Below are 18,357 nucleotides of genomic sequence, written 5' to 3' on the forward strand. Positions count from 1 at the left end.
ATTACACATTTTTTGCCCTTTTTTGGCAATCTGGTGTGGTGTTGACATCGCAGAATCCGTAATTTTAGAAAAAACTAGCAAATGGAGCATTTACAACGTGCCGTTCCGGTGCTATTCGCAATGGATGTGCGCAAATCGGTCACTTTTTATCGTGAAAAATTTGGTTTCGACAAACAAGGGTGGGTCGATGACCACTATGCCGTGATCGGTCGGGACCAAATAGAACTGCACATTGCCAAATGCAACGATAAGATTTTCCCCGAGAACACCAGCTGCTACATCCATGTGACCGATGTGGATGGACTCTATGCCGAACTGAAAAAGACAGGCGTGGTGCACCCCAATGGGCCCCTTGGCAACAAACCTTGGGGACTTCGGGAGTTTTCTGCCCTTGATGGCGAAGGAAACCTGCTGCGGTTTGGACAAAAACTGTAAAGATGCTTCTGAACGTTTCGTACACTGATAAAAACATCACCAAAAAAATAGACGAGGCCGTTGGTAAGCCTTTTCCCTTAAAGGAACGCTTTGCCATGGGCGGTATTGGCAGTCCCAAACTTTATATAACCGAAGCCAGCGTGGAAATCCATAACCTGCTCATTCTGGACAATAACCTCAACACCTGCAATATTGAACTACGCCCCAAGGGCATCATTGTCCGGTTCCGTTCCTTGTTGGAAACCTTCGGTCTGGTAATCCCATACTACAAACTGAATCTTTATAAAGGCGAGATGGCCATCCATTCCATTTTCATGGACCACCATTTCATCAAGGTGCGTTCGGACAGTATGGCCGTTCAAAAATTCTTCCGAAAGCTGTTGGATCACCGCGCCGATAATCTGCCTACAAACATCGAAGATCTATGAAGATTTTGTTGACAGGTGCCAACGGTTATATTGGAATGCGATTATTGCCCAACTTATTGGATATGGGCCATCATGTGGTTTGTGCGGTTCGTGATGAGAAGCGACTATCCGTAGAACCCCATCTTAGAAAAAAGATTGAAGTAGTGGAATTGGATTTTTTGGACGATTCCAACCAGCAAGCGCTCCCTACTGACATTGAAGCGGCATATTACCTGATCCATTCCATGGCTTCCTCCATTACCGATTTTGATGAAAAGGAGGCCCTAGCTGCCAGGCATTTCAATACATTGTTGGAAGGGACCCAATGTAAGCAGGTCATCTATCTCAGTGGTATTGTAAATGACAAACAACTTTCAAGGCACCTCAGTTCCCGAAAAAATGTAGAGGACATCCTTTACCAAGGATCTTTCCAATTGACCGTCCTTCGGGCAGGGATCATTGTTGGATCGGGGAGTTCGTCCTTTGAGATCATTCGGGACTTGTGTGAAAAATTACCGGTGATGATCACTCCAAAATGGGTGCTCACCAAAACCCAGCCCATCGCCATTCGGGATGTCATTCAATTTTTGACCAAGGTATTGGGAAATCCACAGACCTACGATCAATCGTTTGATATTGGTGGTCCGGACATCCTCACCTACAAGGATATGTTGCAACGTTATGCCAAGGTCCGGGGATTTAAGAATTGGATTCTTACCGTTCCTGTGATGACTCCCAAACTTTCTTCCTATTGGCTGTATTTTGTTACCTCAACCTCTTATAAACTGGCCGTGAATCTTGTGGACAGCATGAAGATGGAAGTAGTGGCCAAGGATAACCGATTACAGGAAATGCTAGGTGTACCGGCAAATACCTATGAAGAAGCCATTGATATGGCCTTCAAAAAAATTGAACAAAATTTAGTGGTGAGCAGTTGGAAGGACAGCATTGCCAGTGGACAGATCAAGGAGGATCTTGAAACCTACATACAGGTTCCCAAATATGGGGTGCTCCAAGACCGAAAATCCCTTGCCATTCAAAATGAGGAAACCGTTCTGGACAACATTTGGAAAATTGGGGGTGAAACGGGTTGGTATTATGGGAATTCGCTTTGGAAAGTAAGGGGGTTCTTGGATAAACTCGCTGGGGGACCCGGGTTGCGCCGTGGCAGGACGCATCCCGATCGGTTATATCCAGGAGATGCACTGGATTTTTGGCGCGTGCTATTGGCCGACCGAAAAGCCAAACGTTTACTGCTATTTGCAGAAATGAGGACTCCGGGAGAAGCTTGGCTCGAATTTAAGATTGTGGATGGCGTATTGTTCCAAACCGCCACTTTTAGGCCCAAAGGCCTTTGGGGACGATTGTACTGGTATTCCGTGCTTCCTTTCCATGTTTTTATTTTTGGAGGAATGATCCGGAACATCGCACGAACAATCTCCAATTAGCCGTTATTGAAAAAACAAAAGAACGGTATGGACCATTGCTCATTGTGAATTGTTTATTGACCATTGTTTGACGTTCTTTGTCACAAATTCCCCAAAAGCTCGTCTAATCACCGAAGCAACCTTTGGCCCCCAAAAGGTGTCTTTATGGTAGAACCTTTAAAAAAAGCTATGTCAATCAATAAAACACTGATCCATTTATTTACCCTTTTCATTGGATTGTCCCTTTCGGCACAGACCGTAAGCTCCCGTTTGGTAGATGCCAAGACAAAGAAGGGCATTCCCTATGCCACCGTGCAATATGGAGAGCACCAAGGCACCATCACCAACGAGGAAGGCCGTTTCAGTTTTGTGTTGGACGCAGGTGCCACTTTGCCCGATTCCATATATGTGACCTCTATGGGGTATGAGAAAAAGGGTTACTCCTTGGAACAATTGCAGGACAGTATCATCCTGCTAAATTCCAAAGCCATTGAACTGAGTGGGGTATACGTGTTCGACAAGGAACTGGAGGTGGATGACATCATCGAGAAAATGAAGGAACGCATTCCCCAGAATGTGAACAAAGACCCCATAAAGCAACGTTTTTTCCTTCGGACCTCCGAACTGGCCAATATGCAAAAAGTGGATTTTGGTTTTGAAAAGTCGTCCATCAAGGAACTGAACAAGGAACTTATGGACAGCATTGCCAACTCCATCCCCAAAAATGCGCATCACTATACCGAAAGTTTGGGCGACTTGTACAAGCACCACACCAAATACAAGCTTGATATTTTTAAAGCAGCGGACCTGTTCGACAAAAAGGACGTAAGCTCTTTTGAGGAATTGGCCGAACACATGGAGGAGATTTTTAAAAAGAATGTGAAACCTGGTTCGTACCTCAAGATCAAATCGGGAATCTTTAGTGAAAAGATAGAAGTGGATTCCATCATCGATACGTTTGATGACGAGCGGGTGGAACAGATGAAAAAGGTAAAGTCCCAAATGCAAAAGGACAGCATTTCCGGATTAACGGACAGCCAACGGGGCGAGCTTCGCGAAATGTTGAGCCAACTCTACTACAAGGAGGACACCAAACTGGACCTGGTTGAAAAAACGAACCGCTACGAGTTTACATTGGTGGGCTATGCCGATATCAATGATGCCGGGGTGTACGTCATCGACTTTAAGCCCAAGCGTAGCAGTGCCGAGTTCAGGGGCCGACTGTATATCAACATTGAGGATTTTGCCATTATGCGCCTCGACTTTGAGAACACGAAACGCCTGCGCAATTTTAGGTTGTTGGGCATTACCTACCGCGAAAACGTGTACAAAGGCACCATGCGCTTCGCCAAATTGCCCAGTGGCAAATACGATCTTCAGTTCATGGATTTTGCCGAAGGACGCTACTTTGCCGTGGACCGACCCCTAAAAGTGGTGGAAAAGAACAAGCATGTAAAGGGTCGTCGCAAACAGAACGAGCTGTTGTTGAACATCGATTTTCGCATGAACATGACCAATAAATGGGAATTGGTGGTCTTTAACCAAGAAGAGATTGCCGAAGGCACTTTTACCAATTACAAGGAGGACAAGACCGTACGCGCTACCTATATGCCCAACTATGATCCCGAGTTTTGGAAGGGTTATAACATCATGGAGCCCAACCAAGCCATCCGTGGTTTTACGGTTTCGGAAGAAGAGCAGTAGTTTTTAAGTTTTAAGTTCCTAGTTTTTAGTTGTTGGGGTTGGCTAGATGACTTGCCATATATGGCATGTAAGCTTTTGACCCAAATGCCTTACTTGCTTACCTAAAGGTAAGGATGGGAAAGGAAACTACTTTATTGCAATGGATTGAAGATACGTATGGCACTCCTGAGGAACTGGCAAAAGTATTAGACCTAAATATAGAAATGTTGTTCTATTTGGAAGAAGATACCTTTGACCGCAAAGAAGTGCAACAGGTGGTGGCTGCGCTTAGGGGGATTGTGGTGGGGTTGAGGAACAATTCATAAAGTTCAAGCTTCAGTTTTTCTTGTCAAGTCAACAATCATTGGCACATTAGATTTCACCCCTTTTCCGGTGACAATAGCATGGTATTTCATCAAGTTAGGGAGAGTTGTAACCATATCTTTACCTAAATAATTACCAATAAAGGAAAAACTGGTTTCATCAAAAGCTTGAAAACACAAAATAGTGTTGCATTGTGTCAATACTGTTTTAGATACATTTGCCGTTCTTTGCGCAATTACCAATAATCCAACTCCGTACTTTCTTCCTTGCAATGCAATTTGACCTATTTTATTAACAATTGCTTTATTGCTACCGTAATCACCCAAATCACCTAGAAATGTTGTTTCAGGAACGACTGTATGGGCTTCCTCTAGAACAATACATATTTTTTCATCAATACCATTTTTGGCAATATTGAAAACATTTTCTAAAAAGAACTGCGTGAACTCTAAAACAAATGAAGTGTTCGATAAATCTGGTAATTCAAATAAGCCAATTTTATCATCACCTTCAATAAATTTTAAGACATAATCATTTAGCTTTTTCTGAATATCTTTTTTAAAATTTAAGATTGTTTCTGGGTCTTTGGTTTTTGCATTGACAGCAGCCTGTTTCTTGGCAATCATTTCCTCAATTATAATTAAACCTTTAGGATCATCCATAATTGGCACAGGGTTTAATTTGAGATCATTTAATTTCCCCAAATAATCACCCGTAAAATCAACACAAATAATTTTGTGATTGTTTTGAAGTTCTTTTAATATTTCAAAAGTGATAAATGACTTTCCAGAACCTGTCACCCCAAGTATTCCAAAATGATGACTAATTGCATCATCTAAATTAATAACCACAGGCAGGGAGGTATTGGGTATAGTTCCTAATATATATTCAGGGTATTCAATCTCCGGATGCTCAATATTATCCGTTTCTGCAAGAAGCACAATAGAGTTTATATCAGGTACCCAACCATATTTTTCGAATGAACAATTCTCATGATTCCAAGCACCTAACTGAATGGCTTCTCCACGGATGAAACCAGTTTCATTCCTTCTCTCAACATTTTCCTCCTGTGTTATCCCTTGAATTATTTGGTAGTAAACTTTTACATCTTCAAGCTCAATCTCAAGTAAATCTCCTTCTTGTATTTTACTTGAATTATAACATTCAAAGCAAATTTTTCCAATATCTGACCCCTCAACAACCACACCAACGAATCGATCAATAATACCTTGTACTGATTCCTCTACATCTATTTTGTACACAATATTCCTTTTTACAATTCTTTTCAACTCGATGTTCAATTCTTTCTTTGTCAACAAAACTTTAACCCATTTTTGATCATCAAGTAAAAAGGTTTCAAGAATGAACCCATAACAAACGGTTACTTCATCATCCTGTGCCGCATACTTAAACCTAACTAAATCAAATGTTTTAGATTTTAAGCTGTCCTGAAATAAACGTACAAGAAAAACTTTTTTTGATTGAACGCTAATAATCCTTCCAATCGAATTATCCTTTATTCTTTTTTTAATTGAAAGCCTATTGATTAGCTTTTGAGGTTCTACAACAATTACAAACCACCAAAACAACATTAAGGTTAAAACTCTGATATTATTGATAGAATAAAAAGTCAAAAGAAAATATAAAAACATGGCTGAAAAAACCAGTCTTCCTTTACCAAAGGTGGTAGCTAAATTTTTACAAATCTCGCTGATAATATTTTTAATATTACTGGAGCTTTGGTCTTCATCATTTAATACAATTGATAAAAATGCACATAATAAAATTATCAAAATATAGGAAAAGCCAACCCACCATAACCAATCATGATCATTTGAAATAAAAATTTGCCTTACCGAAACTAAAATCACAACTAAAGGCAGAAGATTTGCTAGAATATTTCTTGGAGAAGTATAGTATTCTTCAATAAAAAAAGAAGAAACTAGCACCATAAAGATGCCAGAATAAAACCATAAATTCTCGTTTGTTGTTGAAGGAAAATAAGCCCCAGTAAGCCATTTGGACAGAAAGAGTGTTATTAACAAAAGAATTGTAAAAAGAACAAGCTTATTTTTTAAAAACCTTATTACAGTACTCATTCTCAAAGTGTTATTTTTTAAGGCGAATCAGCTGAGTGCTTTTTATTCTAAACAAATATTTGGGCATAGAAACATCTAAAAATCAACTAAATATACATTTTTATGCTTGAAATTACTTACGCTTTTCCGTAATGGCTCCATCAGCATCAGAGAGGTACGTTGTGTCATTCAAAAAATTAGGTGCAACGCAGTGATTGGGAAATCCCAAATAGGGTTAGATTTCTCACTCCCGATAACTATCGGGACGTTCGAAATGACAATTAGGATATTCGTGAAAATTAGTGCGATTCGTGTCAATCCCCTAGAAGAGATTTTTCGTAGCTCCATCACTACGCTCAGGACATGGCTCCAAATGACAGGGTAATGTCATTCCGTGCTTGACACGGAATCCCATCCAAAAAAGTGAGATGCTGAAACAAGTTCAGCATGACGGAAAGTGTCATTTCGAAATGAGGGGCAACGCAACGATTGAGAAATCCCAAACAGGTTTAGATTTCTCACATTCGTTCGAAATGACAATTAGGATATTCGTAAAAATTAGTGCAATTCGTGTCAACCCCCTAGAGATTTTTCGTTTCACTCAAAATGACAGGGTGGGACAACAACTTGAAATTGCTTTCTGTTCATTGCTCATTGTTCATTGTTTGGGTCGGAGGAGTCTTCCGAGGAAATAAAGCGCTGCCATGACCAAGAGCATCAAGGCCAATACCATGGAAATATTCAAAACCAAGGTACCTGTGCCCAACTGGTCCATATTCAAGAACGGGTATGGATAAAAACCGGAATAATAGCCCCTAAGCAGTACCCATCCCAAATACAGCACAGGAAAGAGCAACCATGAACGAAGCTCCTGCCACATGACCAAGTTACGGGCTTGGAACATCAACCAATATACATACATGAACACGGGAACAATGGTGTGCAAAAGTTCATCCACGATCATTTGTAAACCAGTGGGGTTCCAAATCTTGCGCAGTGCTACTTGGTACACCAATCCCACCACCAAAATAAACGCCGTAAGGGCCATGGGAGTCGCCCTTCTATGGAACAGCACCCACATACGCCGTTTAAGACCAAACACCCGAACGGCAAAGTATAAGGAGACCAAACCATTCGTTAGAATGGTAAAGTAGCTTACAAAGCGTAACATGGTTTCTCCTACGCCCGCCTCCCGGTTGTGAAGCATCAAAATCAATTGGGTGACCACGGCAAAACACGACATGGTAAAACCCAAAATTTCAAAATTTCTGCGCATGGTCGAAGATAATGAATTCAAGGGTCAATTATCAATGAACAGTTTACAATAAACAATGTTCAATAATCAATGAGCAATGAACAATAAGCAATGTACAGGATCATCGCAACTAGTTAAGCTTTGGGCAAAAACACCTCTGCCATCATGCAACGGGCACTGCCTCCACCGCAAAGCTCTATGGTATCCAAAGAGCTGTGGATGATGGGACCGTGTTTTTCAATGGCCTTGATCTGTGCATCCGTAAGGCTTTTGTACGCTTGGGAACTCATGACCATATAGCGTTGGTCATTCGCGCCGATTACCTGTAACATGTTCCCCGCAAAGTGGCACATTTGTTCCTCTGTGATGGAAATGATCTCCCTACCGTCCATTTTGAGGTGTTCCACCACGTTCTTACGTTCCTTTTTATCGTCAATGGAATCCAAACAGATAACCGCAAAGGTCTCCGCCAAGGCCATCATCACATTGGTGTGATAAATGGGAAGTCGTTTGCCATCCACGGTCTGGTTGGCATGGAAAATAACGGGGAAACAATCAAAATCCTCACAGAACTCAATGAACAGTTCCTCGTGGGCCCGTTCCGAAAGGGCACAATAGGCCTTTTGGTTTACCCTATCCATGAGAATACTGCCCGTTCCTTCCAAAAAGATATCATCCTCTTCCGCAACCGTATAGTCCATGACTTCGTTGATCACAAATCCTTCCTCTTCCAAAAGATCCAGGATGTCCTCTCGGCGTTCCTTACGGCGATTTTGTGCAAACATGGGATAGATACAAACCGTTCCATTTTCATGAAAGGAAACCCAATTATTCGGGAAAATGGAATCCGGGGTATCGCGCTCCAAGGTATCCTCTACCACAATGACATTAACGCCATGCTCCCGAAGTACTTTTACAAACTGGTCGAACTCTTCCTGTGCCCGTTGGTTGATCACGGTATTTTTTAGATGTGGGTCTTCCTGAAAATAATTATTGACCGCCGTTTGTTCGTTCATCCGAAAACTCACGGGACGAACCATAAGAATGGTGTTGGTAATCTGTGCTCTCAACTGTTGTATGTTTTTGGCTTACCTGTGGCAGCAGGAAGTGGTATTCATTTATTCTCTGATCAAGGGCATGGTGCTACAACGCAATAGCCCTTCTTGTTTGGCAATCTCTGCATAGGGAATTTCCTCAACGGTAAAACCCTGATCGCGAAGCCAATGGTTCAACCGGGTAAAGTTACGCTCCGATACCACCACTTCCGGGGATATGGAAAATACATTACTGAACATTTGGTACATTTCCTCCTTATCGATTTCAAAGATATTGTCCGGGCCGAAATAATCCACCAAATATTCGTACTCCTCCTCTACCAAAAATCCGTTTTTGTGCAAAATGGCCTTGTCCTTTCCCACAGGTTGAAAACAACAATCTAAATGAAGGGCATTCTCTTTAGGGTCCGTATTGGATTTTCGCAACTCGAAGGATTTTACGGTTTTATCTGGGAACATATCCCGAATATACTCCACGGCCTCCCTGTTCGTCCGGGCCGTAATATAGTTCTTGTAATCCGGTGCGGTATAGGTGCCGATAAAGATATGGTCGTTCCAGGGCATCACATCACCACCTTCTATGTGCACTTCTTCCGGCGGCCTGATGATCTTGTTGGGATCGATTCTGTCCAAAACCTCGTGAATGGCTTCAAACTCTCTTTCCCTATCCGGTAAGATATTGGCATGAAACAATTTATCCTCGATCACAAAGGCAATGTCGCGTGCAAAAATCTGGTTGCAATCTTTCAAGACTTCGGGTCGGAACACTTGAACATCATATTTATGGAATACTTGGGCAAAGGCATCCATTTCCTTGACCATATCCTCTTCTTTGGGATAGGTGCCCGCTAAAATATGTTCCAACGACTTGGGATCGTACGCTTCTTCAGCATTTGGGACTGGGCCACTGCTCTTTGCGGTTCCCAGTATCACGGCCTTTAAAGGACTGGTTTCGTCCTTAATGTTCAATTGTATCATAAGTGTGCGGATTTTATGTCCCAGCAGTCTTCACTGAAAAAAACATTTGGGATTTTTCCACATAAATTCTATGGCAAATCTAGTGTTTTAGTCCGTATTTTACACCTACAAAAAAAGGACAATGTATAGGTAAGACCAGGCTTTCACTTTTGGGAAATCAAAAAATAAAAAAAACACAACCTATTGTTTATCAAATATTTAAAAATTATGCATTTCTAACATTTTAGAGATGAAAATCGATGGATGAAAATAAATAATAACTACATTTGTAATAAGATTTTTCCTACTTATGAAAAAATTGCTATTTTCATCCATGCTACTAGCAAGTGCTTTCGCCGTTTTGGGAAGCATGAATGCTTTTCGTGCCATTGGTAAAATTGATGATTCAAAAAGCATCAACCAAAACATCTCAACAAATTATTCCGTGAAATACCAGGACTGCATTTCCCAAGAGGATTTTCCAAGGGATTTCAACTCGATGGCAAACCATCCCAGCAATAGTTGGGATTGGAGTACAATGAAGGTAGACGCCTCGCTTAAAAAGTATAGTAAGTCCATGGATTCCACTTTACAGAGCCTGAACTCCATTGATGCACATAATTTTATACATCAGGAATTCCTAAGGTCAAAATCCATGTTGGAGAATACCGATATATCCGATATTCGAAAATATTACCATTGTGAGATCATGCGAATGTGCTATGATAGTGATCGGTTCCTGAACCACAGTTCCCCCGTACAACTATAAGCCAAAAAAGGGCGGTAATACCGCCCTTTTCTTTTATGTGTCATCCCAAATCTTACCTTTTTTCCAAAGGCACAAAGGGTCTCAGGTTTTCGCCTATATAAATTTGACGTGGCCTTCCTATTGGTTCCTTTCTTAGGCGCATTTCCCTCCATTGGGCGATCCATCCTGGTAGGCGCCCAAGGGCAAACATTACAGTGAACATTTCGGTAGGGATACCCAACGCCCTATAGATGATTCCAGAGTAGAAATCTACATTGGGGTATAATTTTCTATCTACAAAATATGGATCTTCCAAAGCTTCTTTTTCCAATCCTTTGGCAATGTCCAATATCGGATCATCTATACCCAAGTTGCCCAAAACGTCATCCGCGGCTTTCTTAATGATCTTAGCACGAGGGTCAAAGTTCTTGTACACCCTGTGTCCAAAGCCCATCAATCTAAAAGGGTCATCCTTATCCTTGGCCTTCGCCATATATTTTTTGGTATCCCCTCCATCTGCTTCAATAGCTTCCAACATTTCCAAAACGGCTTGGTTGGCACCACCATGCAATGGCCCCCAAAGAGCGGAAATCCCTGCTGACAATGAAGCAAATAAACCAGCATGTGAAGATCCCACAATACGTACCGTTGAAGTAGAACAGTTTTGTTCATGATCCGCATGAAGAATCAACAGTTTGTCCAAAGCATCGATGGCTATGGGGTCCTTTTTGTACTCTTGATTGGGTCTTTTGAACATCATTTTATGGATGTTTTCCACGTAACCCAAGGTGTCGTCCCCATAATCAAGCGGAAGTCCTTTCTTCTTACGCATGGTCCATGCCACCAATACCGGAAACTTGGCCAAAATACGTACAATGGAGTTGTACATGGCCTTCTCGGAAGACACATCTACGGAACTGGGGTTAAATGCCACCAAGGCACTGGTAAGGGATGAGAGGACACCCATTGGGTGGGCCGCTTTTGGAAATCCATCCAAAATCTTCTTCATCTCCTCATCCACTTGGGACTCTTCTTTAATGTCGTGGTGAAATTTGGCCAGTTGCTCCTTATTTGGCAATTCGCCAAAAATCAAAAGATAAGCAACTTCCAAAAAATCGGCCTTTTCAGCTAGCTCTTCAATGGAATACCCACGGTACCTTAAAATTCCCTTTTCACCATCCAAAAAGGTGATGGCACTTTCGCAAGATCCTGTGTTCTTGTACCCGGGATCTATGGTCACCATTCCTGTTGTGGCCCTAAGGGTATTGATATCTATAGCCAATTCATCTTCCGTACCTTTAATTACAGGGAATTCATACCGTTTTCCCTCATATTCGAGTATAGCTGTATCCGACATTTTATATTTTAATAGTTTAGTAAAAATAGAATGCGGAAATTACGAAAAAGCGCGACCATTAACAATTTCCGACCGCTATTTGTGCTGTTGTTAACAATAAAATTTAATGGGTAAAACCTAGCTAGTCCAATTTGTACAAAAGCTCGTAATACTGGTCCACTGACTTTTGCCAAGTGAAGCGCATTTTCTTGGCAGAGGCTTGAATTTTCTTCCAGGTAGGCTTGTCATTGGCAAAAACATCCAAAGCCTCGTCAAACACTTGGAGCATGTTCTCAATTTTCTCATCGTAGGTATTACCATCAAAACTAAAACCCGTCTTCATATGCTCCACGGTGTCCTTTAATCCGCCTGTGTGATGCACCAAACATGGATTGCCGTTGCGCATGGCCAGCATTTGGCTAATTCCGCAGGGTTCAAACAGACTTGGCATAAAATATAAATCAGATTCCAAATACATGGAGTCGATGAGTTTTTCGGATTGACCGTTCGTAAAGATGAAGTTTTTATACTGATAGCTCAGTTTCCGGAAAAGGTCCTCATATTCTGGCGCCCCGGTACCTAACAACATGAAAATACCATCCACCTTTTCCAGCTTTTTAAGGATTTCCACAAATGCTTCGGGTGAACGCATGATGAAATAAAATTTCTGCTCGGTAAGTCGAGCCACACTTGAAGCGATAAACTTGGGCCTATCTTCCACATAATCCATGATCTTTTCACCGGTATGGGCCAAAAAATCGGCCTTGTATTTTTTGTCTTCCTGTTGCAACCACCCAAACAGTGCCTTTACCGTATTTCGGTAGATGTTTCCTTTTTTCTCCTTATTGATGTTTTTATAATTGCACCCATTCAAGATTCCAAAGAGCCTTCCTTCCGCATCGGCCTGCTGCAAATCCTTTTCCAATCCCTCTCCCCCTATGAATTCAGGTGGCGAACTGGGCAGTAGTACATCTTCTTTATAGGAAGGTGAAACCGTGTGCACCGCATCCGCAAAACGGATACCCACCGCCATCAGGTTGATACAATCCTGATACCTGTAATCCATCAATCGCTGATAATCCAACGGCACGCTGGGGAACCAGTTCTTTACAGACGAATAATTGCCATTGAAGGGACGGATACCCTGTATGGCCAGATTATGGATGCTGTACACAAACCTTATATCCTTTAGGTTGGTATACTCTTGATGGTATTGTCTCAAAAACAACAATAGACTGGTATGCCAATCGTGCAGGTGAACCACATCCAAATCCCCAAATGCCCCTTTTTTGATGGCTTCCGCCACGCCTGTACAAAAAATGAAGTATTTAATGGCATCTGTATAGAAGGGTTCCTCAGGGTCGTTGTGGTAAATATGGGCAATATCCCCTGCTTCAATTTCAGGGTGGTGCAGCACATAATGGAAGATGTTAGGGAATTCTTTCTTGGGTTTTACTTCGAACAATTCTGCGGTGTAATTCAATCCCCTCAATGAAAAATTCAATGTTGCCTTCGGCAATCCCCCATGATGCAATCTTGAGTAGGCCGGCACAATAACGTGTACCTTATCCCCACGCTCAGAAATTTGTCTGGGCACATCGCGAACCACGTCACCCATACCTCCAGCTTTACAATTGGCAAGGGCATCATTTTCTGCGGATACAAAAAGGAAATTGTTCATATGGGAAATTTTGAAGGTTTATTCTGTTGAATATTCAATTTAGACAAAGTTTATTACTGTAGCAAAAAAAAACCTTTCCCAAATGGGAAAGGTTTTTTGTAAACCAATAAATCATTATGATTATTTAATCTTGAAGGCTTTTTCTTGTGGGTAGTAAGCAGTATCACCCAATTCTTCCTCTATTCTCAACAATTGGTTATACTTGGCCATACGGTCACTTCGAGAAGCAGAACCGGTCTTGATCTGACCACAGTTCAATGCTACAGCCAAGTCGGCGATGGTATTGTCCTCGGTTTCCCCGGAACGGTGAGACATTACCGAGGTATATCCAGCATTTTTGGCCATGTTGACAGCTGCGATGGTCTCTGTTAAGGTTCCAATCTGGTTTACTTTGATCAAGATGGAGTTGGCAATACCATTTTCGATACCTCTTGACAAACGCTCCACATTGGTAACGAACAAATCGTCCCCTACCAACTGAACTTTGTCTCCAATCTTCTCGGTCAAAAGTTTCCAACCTTCCCAATCGTTCTCATCCATACCATCTTCAATGGAAATGATCGGATATTTTTCACAAAGGTCAGCAAGGTACTGGGCCTGCTCGGCAGAAGTCCTCACCTTACCTTTGTCCCCTTCAAACTTGGTGTAATCGTATTTACCATCCACATAGAATTCTGCTGAGGCACAATCCAACGCGATCATTACGTCATCACCCAATTTGTAGCCTGCTTTGGCAACGGCTTTTCCGATGGTATCCAAGGCATCCTCGGTACCACCTTCCAAAGTAGGGGCAAAACCACCTTCGTCACCCACGGCAGTGCTCAAACCACGGTCATGCAACACTTTTTTAAGGTTGTGGAATATTTCGGTCCCCATTTGCATGGAATGGCTAAAATCTTTGGCCTTTACCGGCATGATCATGAACTCTTGGAAAGCAATGGGCGCATCTGAGTGAGATCCACCGTTGATAATGTTCATCATGGGAACAGGAAGGGTATTGGCACTTACACCACCAACATAGCGGTAAAGAGGCATACCCAACTCATTGGCAGCAGCTTTGGCCACAGCCAATGAAACACCCAAAATGGCATTTGCGCCCAATTTGGATTTATTTGGGGTACCATCCAGTTCGATCATGGTTTGATCGATATAGTTTTGTTCAAAAACCGAGGTTCCAATCAACTCTTCGGCCAATATGGAATTTACGTTGTTCACGGCCTTGGTAACACCTTTGCCCATAAAAGTGTTTCCCCCATCACGCAACTCAACAGCTTCATGCTCCCCTGTTGAGGCTCCTGATGGAACGGCAGCGCGTCCCAAAGTACCATTTTCGGTAACTACATCTACCTCAACGGTAGGATTACCCCTTGAATCCAATATCTGTCTTGCATGAATGTTGATAATAATGCTCATTTTTTATTCAATATTTATAGTTGTGATTATTTAGGTAAAGATACAAAAGCAGTGCCTTTTAACTTTAACATATTGCACACAAAACGTACATAAATGCTTAAAAATAAAACTATAACGTTTTAGTTTTTTGCTGTTTTGATGGCATCGAAGAACTGGTCGAAAAGGTAATCGGCATCATGCGGTCCAGGACTTGCCTCTGGGTGGTATTGTACCGAAAATACATCTTTGTTCTTCATTCGTATGCCGGCTACGGTCTGGTCGTTCAAATGCACATGGGTGATCTCCAACTCTGGATGTGCCTCGGTTTCTTCCCTGTTCACGGCAAAACCATGGTTCTGGGAAGTAATCTCTCCTTTGCCTGTCATCAAATTAAGGATGGGATGGTTGATTCCCCTGTGACCGTTATGCATTTTATAGGTGGACACGCCATTGGCCAAGGCCAGTACCTGGTGTCCCAAACAAATTCCAAAAACGGGTTTGTCGGATTCGATCATTTTCTTAGTAGCTGCAATGGCATCGGTCAGAGGTTCTGGATCCCCGGGCCCGTTGGAAATGAAATATCCATCAGGGTTCCATGATTTCATTTCTGAAAACGGCGTATTGTATGGGTACACTTTTATGTAGGCTCCCCTTTTGGCCAGGTTGCGCAAAATGTTCTTTTTGATTCCGATATCCAAGGCCGAAATCTTGTACCGGGCATCTTCATCACCATAATAATAAGGCTCCTTGGCAGACACCTTTGATGAAAGTTCCAAGCCTTCCATGCTAGGAACCTGCTTCAACTCTTCTTTTAACATATCGATCTCGTCCACACGTGTAGAGATCAAGGCATTCATGGCACCGTTGTCCCGAATGTAACTTACCAATGCTCGGGTATCCACATCGGAAATGGCAAATAAGTTGCTTTTGTTCAAGAAATCCAACAGGCTCGAATCGGCATTGGGCCTGGAGTATTCATAACTGAAATTTTTGCAGATCAGCCCTGCTATTTTAACGGAATCGGATTCCACTTCATCTTCATTGGTACCGTAATTACCGATATGGGCATTGGTGGTCACCATGAGTTGACCGTAATAGGATGGGTCGGTAAAAATTTCCTGATACCCTGTCATCCCTGTGTTGAAACATACTTCCCCAACAGCGGTACCTTCTTTTCCGCCGACAGCTTTACCATAGAAAATGGTTCCGTCGGCCAACAAAATCAATGCTCTTTTCTTTGTGTGATACTTCATGTCGTGTTCTAAAATTTCAGTTATGGCAAAAAAACATAAAAAAAGGATAAGTTCTCACTTATCCTTTTTCCACTAATGCAATAGTTAATAACATTATTTTTATTCTTCAGAATCATCAGTTTTGGTTTCTGTTGCTTCTGGAGCCGCAGGGGCTGCTGCAGGTGCCGGAGCCTCCGCTTTTTTTGCACCTCCGCTTCTTCTGCTTCTTCTTGTAGATTTTTTCTTGGTCTCACCGGCGTTGTACAACTCGTTGAAATCGACCAATTCGATCATGGCCATATCCGCGTTGTCACCCAAACGGTTACCCAATTTAATGATTCTTGTATATCCACCCGGTCTGTCACCTACTTTTTCAGCAACGGTGCTGAACAATTCGGTGATGGCATGTTTGTTTCTCAAGCTGCTGAAAACAATCCTTCTATTGTGCATGCCTTTTTCGGCTGTCTGGTTGTTCTCTGTCTTTGCCTTGGTTATCAAAGGCTCAACATACTGTTTTAAAGCTTTGGCCTTGGCGACAGTGGTGTTGATTCTTTTGTGCTCGATCAAGGAACAAGCCATATTGGCCAACATGGCCTTTCTGTGGGCCGATGTTCTTCCTAGGTGGTTGATTTTTTTACCGTGTCTCATTTTTACAGTTTATCATCTTGCTGCCAAATCCCAAAAGGGAGAGCAAAATATGATTAATTAATCTTTATCTAATTTGTATTTGCTCAAATCCATTCCAAATTGGAGACCTTTGTTGATGACCAACTCCTCCAATTCTGTCAAGGATTTTTTACCGAAGTTCCTGAACTTCATCAAATCGTTCTTGTTGAAAGAAACCAAATCTCCCAAGGTATCCACCTCGGCGGCTTTCAAACAGTTCAATGCCCTTACAGACAAGTCCATGTCTACCAATTTGGTCTTTAACAGCTGACGCATGTGCAAAGATTCCTCATCGTAGGTTTCGGTCTGTGCAATTTCGTCAGCCTCCAAAGTGATGCGCTCATCAGAGAACAACATAAAGTGGTGGATCAGAACTTTTGCAGCTTCAGTCAACGCATCTTTAGGGTGGATGGAACCATCGGTGATGATCTCAAAAACCAATTTTTCGTAATCGGTCTTTTGCTCAACCCTGTAGTTCTCGATGCTGTACTTTACGTTCTTGACCGGAGTGTAAACAGAATCCACTGCAATGCTACCAAGCGGTGCGTTGGATTTTTTGTTCTCCTCGGCAGGAACGTATCCACGTCCTTTTTCTATAACGATCTCCAAGTTGATGCTCACTTTTGGATCCATGTTGCAGATTACCAAATCGGGATTAAGGACTTGGTATCCTGAAATGAACTTTTGGAAATCTCCAGCGGTCATCTGTTCCTTTCCGTTTACTGAAATGGAAACGGTCTCGCTTTCAACATCATCAATTTGTCTTTTAAACCTAACTTGTTTTAGGTTCAGTATGATCTCAGTTACGTCTTCAACAACGCCTGGGATAACAGAAAACTCATGTTCAACTCCATCTATGCGCACAGAAGTGATGGCGAAACCTTCCAAAGAGGAAAGCAATACCCTTCTCAGCGCATTCCCAACTGTTAATCCGTAGCCAGGTTCCAAAGGGCGAAATTCAAATTTCCCTTCGAAATCTGTTGAATCTATCATTATAACTTTATCGGGCTTCTGAAAATTAAGTAATGCCATAATTGGATTAATGTTGAATTCTTATTTAGAGTATAATTCGACGATCAGTTGCTCCTTGATGTTCTCTGGAATCTGAAGTCTTTCTGGAACGGACACGTAGGTGCCTTCTTTTTTCTCAGAGTTCCAAGTGATCCATTCATAAACGGAACTATTCGCCGACAATGAATCTTCAATGGCCTGAACGGATTTTGATTTCTCCCTAACACCAACTACGTCGCCAGCTCTCAATTTGTAGGAAGGAATGTTCACTACCTCACCGTTAACGGTGATATGACGGTGTGAAACCAATTGGCGTGCACCTCTTCTTGAGGGAGAGATTCCCATTCTGTACACCACGTTGTCCAAACGGGATTCGCACAATTGAAGTAGGATCTCACCGGTTACACCTTCTTTTCTTTTGGCCTCTTCGAACAGGTTACGGAATTGTCTTTCCAAAATACCATACGTGTATTTTGCTTTTTGCTTTTCCATCAACTGGACAGCATATTCCGATTTTTTTCCACGACGCTTGTTGGCACCGTGTTGCCCTGGAGGGTAATTTTTCTTCTCAAAAGACTTGTCGTCCCCGAAAATTGCTTCGCCGAACTTTCTGGCGACTTTTGTTTTTGGTCCTGTGTATCTTGCCATCTTCTTAAAATTGGAATGCGCG

Annotated in this window: 17 protein-coding genes; 6 read left to right on the forward strand and 11 right to left on the reverse strand. The window is 42.1% G+C overall.

Annotation, left to right across the window (positions count from 1 at the left end; translation table 11 throughout):
* Nucleotides 1-81 precede the first annotated feature (81 nt).
* The 5 genes from GTK07_RS10030 (at nucleotide 82) to GTK07_RS10050 (ending at nucleotide 4,278) form a co-directional block, all read left to right on the forward strand.
* A complete protein-coding gene (locus GTK07_RS10030) occupies nucleotides 82-435 on the forward strand; it encodes a bleomycin resistance protein (RefSeq protein ID WP_163635115.1) in 354 nt (117 codons plus the stop codon).
* A 2-nt stretch (nucleotides 436-437) separates the two neighbouring features.
* A complete protein-coding gene (locus GTK07_RS10035) occupies nucleotides 438-863 on the forward strand; it encodes a hypothetical protein (RefSeq protein ID WP_163635116.1) in 426 nt (141 codons plus the stop codon).
* Complete coding sequence (locus tag GTK07_RS10040) at nucleotides 860-2,290, forward strand: SDR family oxidoreductase (protein ID WP_163635117.1); 1,431 nt, start codon at nucleotides 860-862, stop codon at nucleotides 2,288-2,290. Before GTK07_RS10035 ends, GTK07_RS10040 begins: the two co-directional genes overlap by 4 nt.
* Before the next feature lie 144 nt (nucleotides 2,291-2,434).
* Nucleotides 2,435-3,973 (forward strand): carboxypeptidase-like regulatory domain-containing protein, encoded by a 1,539-nt coding sequence (locus tag GTK07_RS10045; RefSeq protein ID WP_235932765.1) that lies wholly within the window; start codon nucleotides 2,435-2,437, stop codon nucleotides 3,971-3,973.
* A gap of 113 nt (nucleotides 3,974-4,086) precedes the next feature.
* Entirely contained in the window at nucleotides 4,087-4,278 is a 192-nt protein-coding gene (locus GTK07_RS10050; RefSeq protein ID WP_163635118.1) for a hypothetical protein, read from the forward strand.
* A 3-nt stretch (nucleotides 4,279-4,281) separates the two neighbouring features.
* On the opposite strand, the gene GTK07_RS10055 is transcribed toward GTK07_RS10050, so the two are convergent.
* The 4 genes from GTK07_RS10055 to GTK07_RS10070 all read right to left on the reverse strand — a co-directional run bounded on the left by GTK07_RS10055 (nucleotide 4,282) and on the right by GTK07_RS10070 (nucleotide 9,642).
* Nucleotides 4,282-6,375 (reverse strand): ATP-binding protein, encoded by a 2,094-nt coding sequence (locus GTK07_RS10055; protein WP_163635119.1) that lies wholly within the window; start codon nucleotides 6,373-6,375, stop codon nucleotides 4,282-4,284.
* A 637-nt stretch (nucleotides 6,376-7,012) separates the two neighbouring features.
* Nucleotides 7,013-7,630, reverse strand: coding sequence for a Pr6Pr family membrane protein (locus GTK07_RS10060; protein WP_163635120.1), 618 nt, complete (start codon nucleotides 7,628-7,630; stop codon nucleotides 7,013-7,015).
* Nucleotides 7,631-7,743: 113 nt separating this feature from the next.
* Complete coding sequence (gene ctlX / locus GTK07_RS10065; protein WP_163635260.1) at nucleotides 7,744-8,649, reverse strand: citrulline utilization hydrolase CtlX; 906 nt, start codon at nucleotides 8,647-8,649, stop codon at nucleotides 7,744-7,746.
* Between the two features lie 78 nt (nucleotides 8,650-8,727).
* Complete coding sequence (locus GTK07_RS10070; RefSeq protein WP_163635121.1) at nucleotides 8,728-9,642, reverse strand: dimethylarginine dimethylaminohydrolase family protein; 915 nt, start codon at nucleotides 9,640-9,642, stop codon at nucleotides 8,728-8,730.
* 289 nt (nucleotides 9,643-9,931) lie between these two features.
* Between GTK07_RS10070 and GTK07_RS10075 the strand changes: the two genes are divergently transcribed.
* Nucleotides 9,932-10,390, forward strand: a complete 459-nt coding sequence (locus GTK07_RS10075) for a hypothetical protein (RefSeq protein WP_163635122.1) — start codon at nucleotides 9,932-9,934, stop codon at nucleotides 10,388-10,390.
* A gap of 52 nt (nucleotides 10,391-10,442) precedes the next feature.
* Here the strand turns inward: GTK07_RS10075 and GTK07_RS10080 are convergent, their stop codons facing one another.
* The 7 genes from GTK07_RS10080 to rpsD form a co-directional block, all read right to left on the reverse strand.
* Nucleotides 10,443-11,726: a citrate synthase gene (locus GTK07_RS10080; RefSeq protein ID WP_163635123.1), complete on the reverse strand. Its 1,284-nt coding sequence runs from the start codon at nucleotides 11,724-11,726 to the stop codon at nucleotides 10,443-10,445.
* Between the two features lie 121 nt (nucleotides 11,727-11,847).
* On the reverse strand, nucleotides 11,848-13,386 hold the full coding sequence (locus GTK07_RS10085) for a glycogen synthase (protein ID WP_163635124.1): 1,539 nt from the start codon (nucleotides 13,384-13,386) through the stop codon (nucleotides 11,848-11,850).
* A gap of 120 nt (nucleotides 13,387-13,506) precedes the next feature.
* Nucleotides 13,507-14,799: a phosphopyruvate hydratase gene (gene eno / locus GTK07_RS10090; RefSeq protein WP_163635125.1), complete on the reverse strand. Its 1,293-nt coding sequence runs from the start codon at nucleotides 14,797-14,799 to the stop codon at nucleotides 13,507-13,509.
* 119 nt (nucleotides 14,800-14,918) lie between these two features.
* Nucleotides 14,919-16,031, reverse strand: a complete 1,113-nt coding sequence (carA, locus tag GTK07_RS10095) for a glutamine-hydrolyzing carbamoyl-phosphate synthase small subunit (RefSeq protein ID WP_163635126.1) — start codon at nucleotides 16,029-16,031, stop codon at nucleotides 14,919-14,921.
* A 99-nt stretch (nucleotides 16,032-16,130) separates the two neighbouring features.
* On the reverse strand, nucleotides 16,131-16,658 hold the full coding sequence (gene rplQ, locus GTK07_RS10100) for a 50S ribosomal protein L17 (RefSeq protein WP_163635127.1): 528 nt from the start codon (nucleotides 16,656-16,658) through the stop codon (nucleotides 16,131-16,133).
* A gap of 57 nt (nucleotides 16,659-16,715) precedes the next feature.
* Complete coding sequence (locus GTK07_RS10105) at nucleotides 16,716-17,708, reverse strand: DNA-directed RNA polymerase subunit alpha (protein WP_163635128.1); 993 nt, start codon at nucleotides 17,706-17,708, stop codon at nucleotides 16,716-16,718.
* 21 nt (nucleotides 17,709-17,729) lie between these two features.
* Nucleotides 17,730-18,335 (reverse strand): 30S ribosomal protein S4, encoded by a 606-nt coding sequence (gene rpsD / locus GTK07_RS10110; RefSeq protein WP_163635129.1) that lies wholly within the window; start codon nucleotides 18,333-18,335, stop codon nucleotides 17,730-17,732.
* Between the last annotated feature and the right edge of the window lie 22 nt (nucleotides 18,336-18,357).

Source organism: Flagellimonas sediminis (assembly GCF_010500845.1).
Taxonomy (GTDB): Bacteria; Bacteroidota; Bacteroidia; order Flavobacteriales; family Flavobacteriaceae; genus Flagellimonas; species Flagellimonas sediminis.

Bases quoted from the DNA above. Each gene is read 5' to 3' on its own strand.
- GTK07_RS10030 (WP_163635115.1), top strand. From the start codon at position 82: ATGGAGCATTTACAACGTGCCGTTCCGGTGCTATTCGCAATGGATGTG.
- GTK07_RS10035 (WP_163635116.1), top strand. From the start codon at position 438: ATGCTTCTGAACGTTTCGTACACTGATAAAAACATCACCAAAAAAATA.
- GTK07_RS10040 (WP_163635117.1), top strand. From the start codon at position 860: ATGAAGATTTTGTTGACAGGTGCCAACGGTTATATTGGAATGCGATTA.
- GTK07_RS10045 (WP_235932765.1), top strand. From the start codon at position 2,435: ATGGTAGAACCTTTAAAAAAAGCTATGTCAATCAATAAAACACTGATC.
- GTK07_RS10050 (WP_163635118.1), top strand. From the start codon at position 4,087: ATGGGAAAGGAAACTACTTTATTGCAATGGATTGAAGATACGTATGGC.
- GTK07_RS10055 (WP_163635119.1), bottom strand. From the start codon at position 6,375: ATGAGTACTGTAATAAGGTTTTTAAAAAATAAGCTTGTTCTTTTTACA.
- GTK07_RS10060 (WP_163635120.1), bottom strand. From the start codon at position 7,630: ATGCGCAGAAATTTTGAAATTTTGGGTTTTACCATGTCGTGTTTTGCC.
- ctlX (WP_163635260.1), bottom strand. From the start codon at position 8,649: ATGGTTCGTCCCGTGAGTTTTCGGATGAACGAACAAACGGCGGTCAAT.
- GTK07_RS10070 (WP_163635121.1), bottom strand. From the start codon at position 9,642: ATGATACAATTGAACATTAAGGACGAAACCAGTCCTTTAAAGGCCGTG.
- GTK07_RS10075 (WP_163635122.1), top strand. From the start codon at position 9,932: ATGAAAAAATTGCTATTTTCATCCATGCTACTAGCAAGTGCTTTCGCC.
- GTK07_RS10080 (WP_163635123.1), bottom strand. From the start codon at position 11,726: ATGTCGGATACAGCTATACTCGAATATGAGGGAAAACGGTATGAATTC.
- GTK07_RS10085 (WP_163635124.1), bottom strand. From the start codon at position 13,386: ATGAACAATTTCCTTTTTGTATCCGCAGAAAATGATGCCCTTGCCAAT.
- eno (WP_163635125.1), bottom strand. From the start codon at position 14,799: ATGAGCATTATTATCAACATTCATGCAAGACAGATATTGGATTCAAGG.
- carA (WP_163635126.1), bottom strand. From the start codon at position 16,031: ATGAAGTATCACACAAAGAAAAGAGCATTGATTTTGTTGGCCGACGGA.
- rplQ (WP_163635127.1), bottom strand. From the start codon at position 16,658: ATGAGACACGGTAAAAAAATCAACCACCTAGGAAGAACATCGGCCCAC.
- GTK07_RS10105 (WP_163635128.1), bottom strand. From the start codon at position 17,708: ATGGCATTACTTAATTTTCAGAAGCCCGATAAAGTTATAATGATAGAT.
- rpsD (WP_163635129.1), bottom strand. From the start codon at position 18,335: ATGGCAAGATACACAGGACCAAAAACAAAAGTCGCCAGAAAGTTCGGC.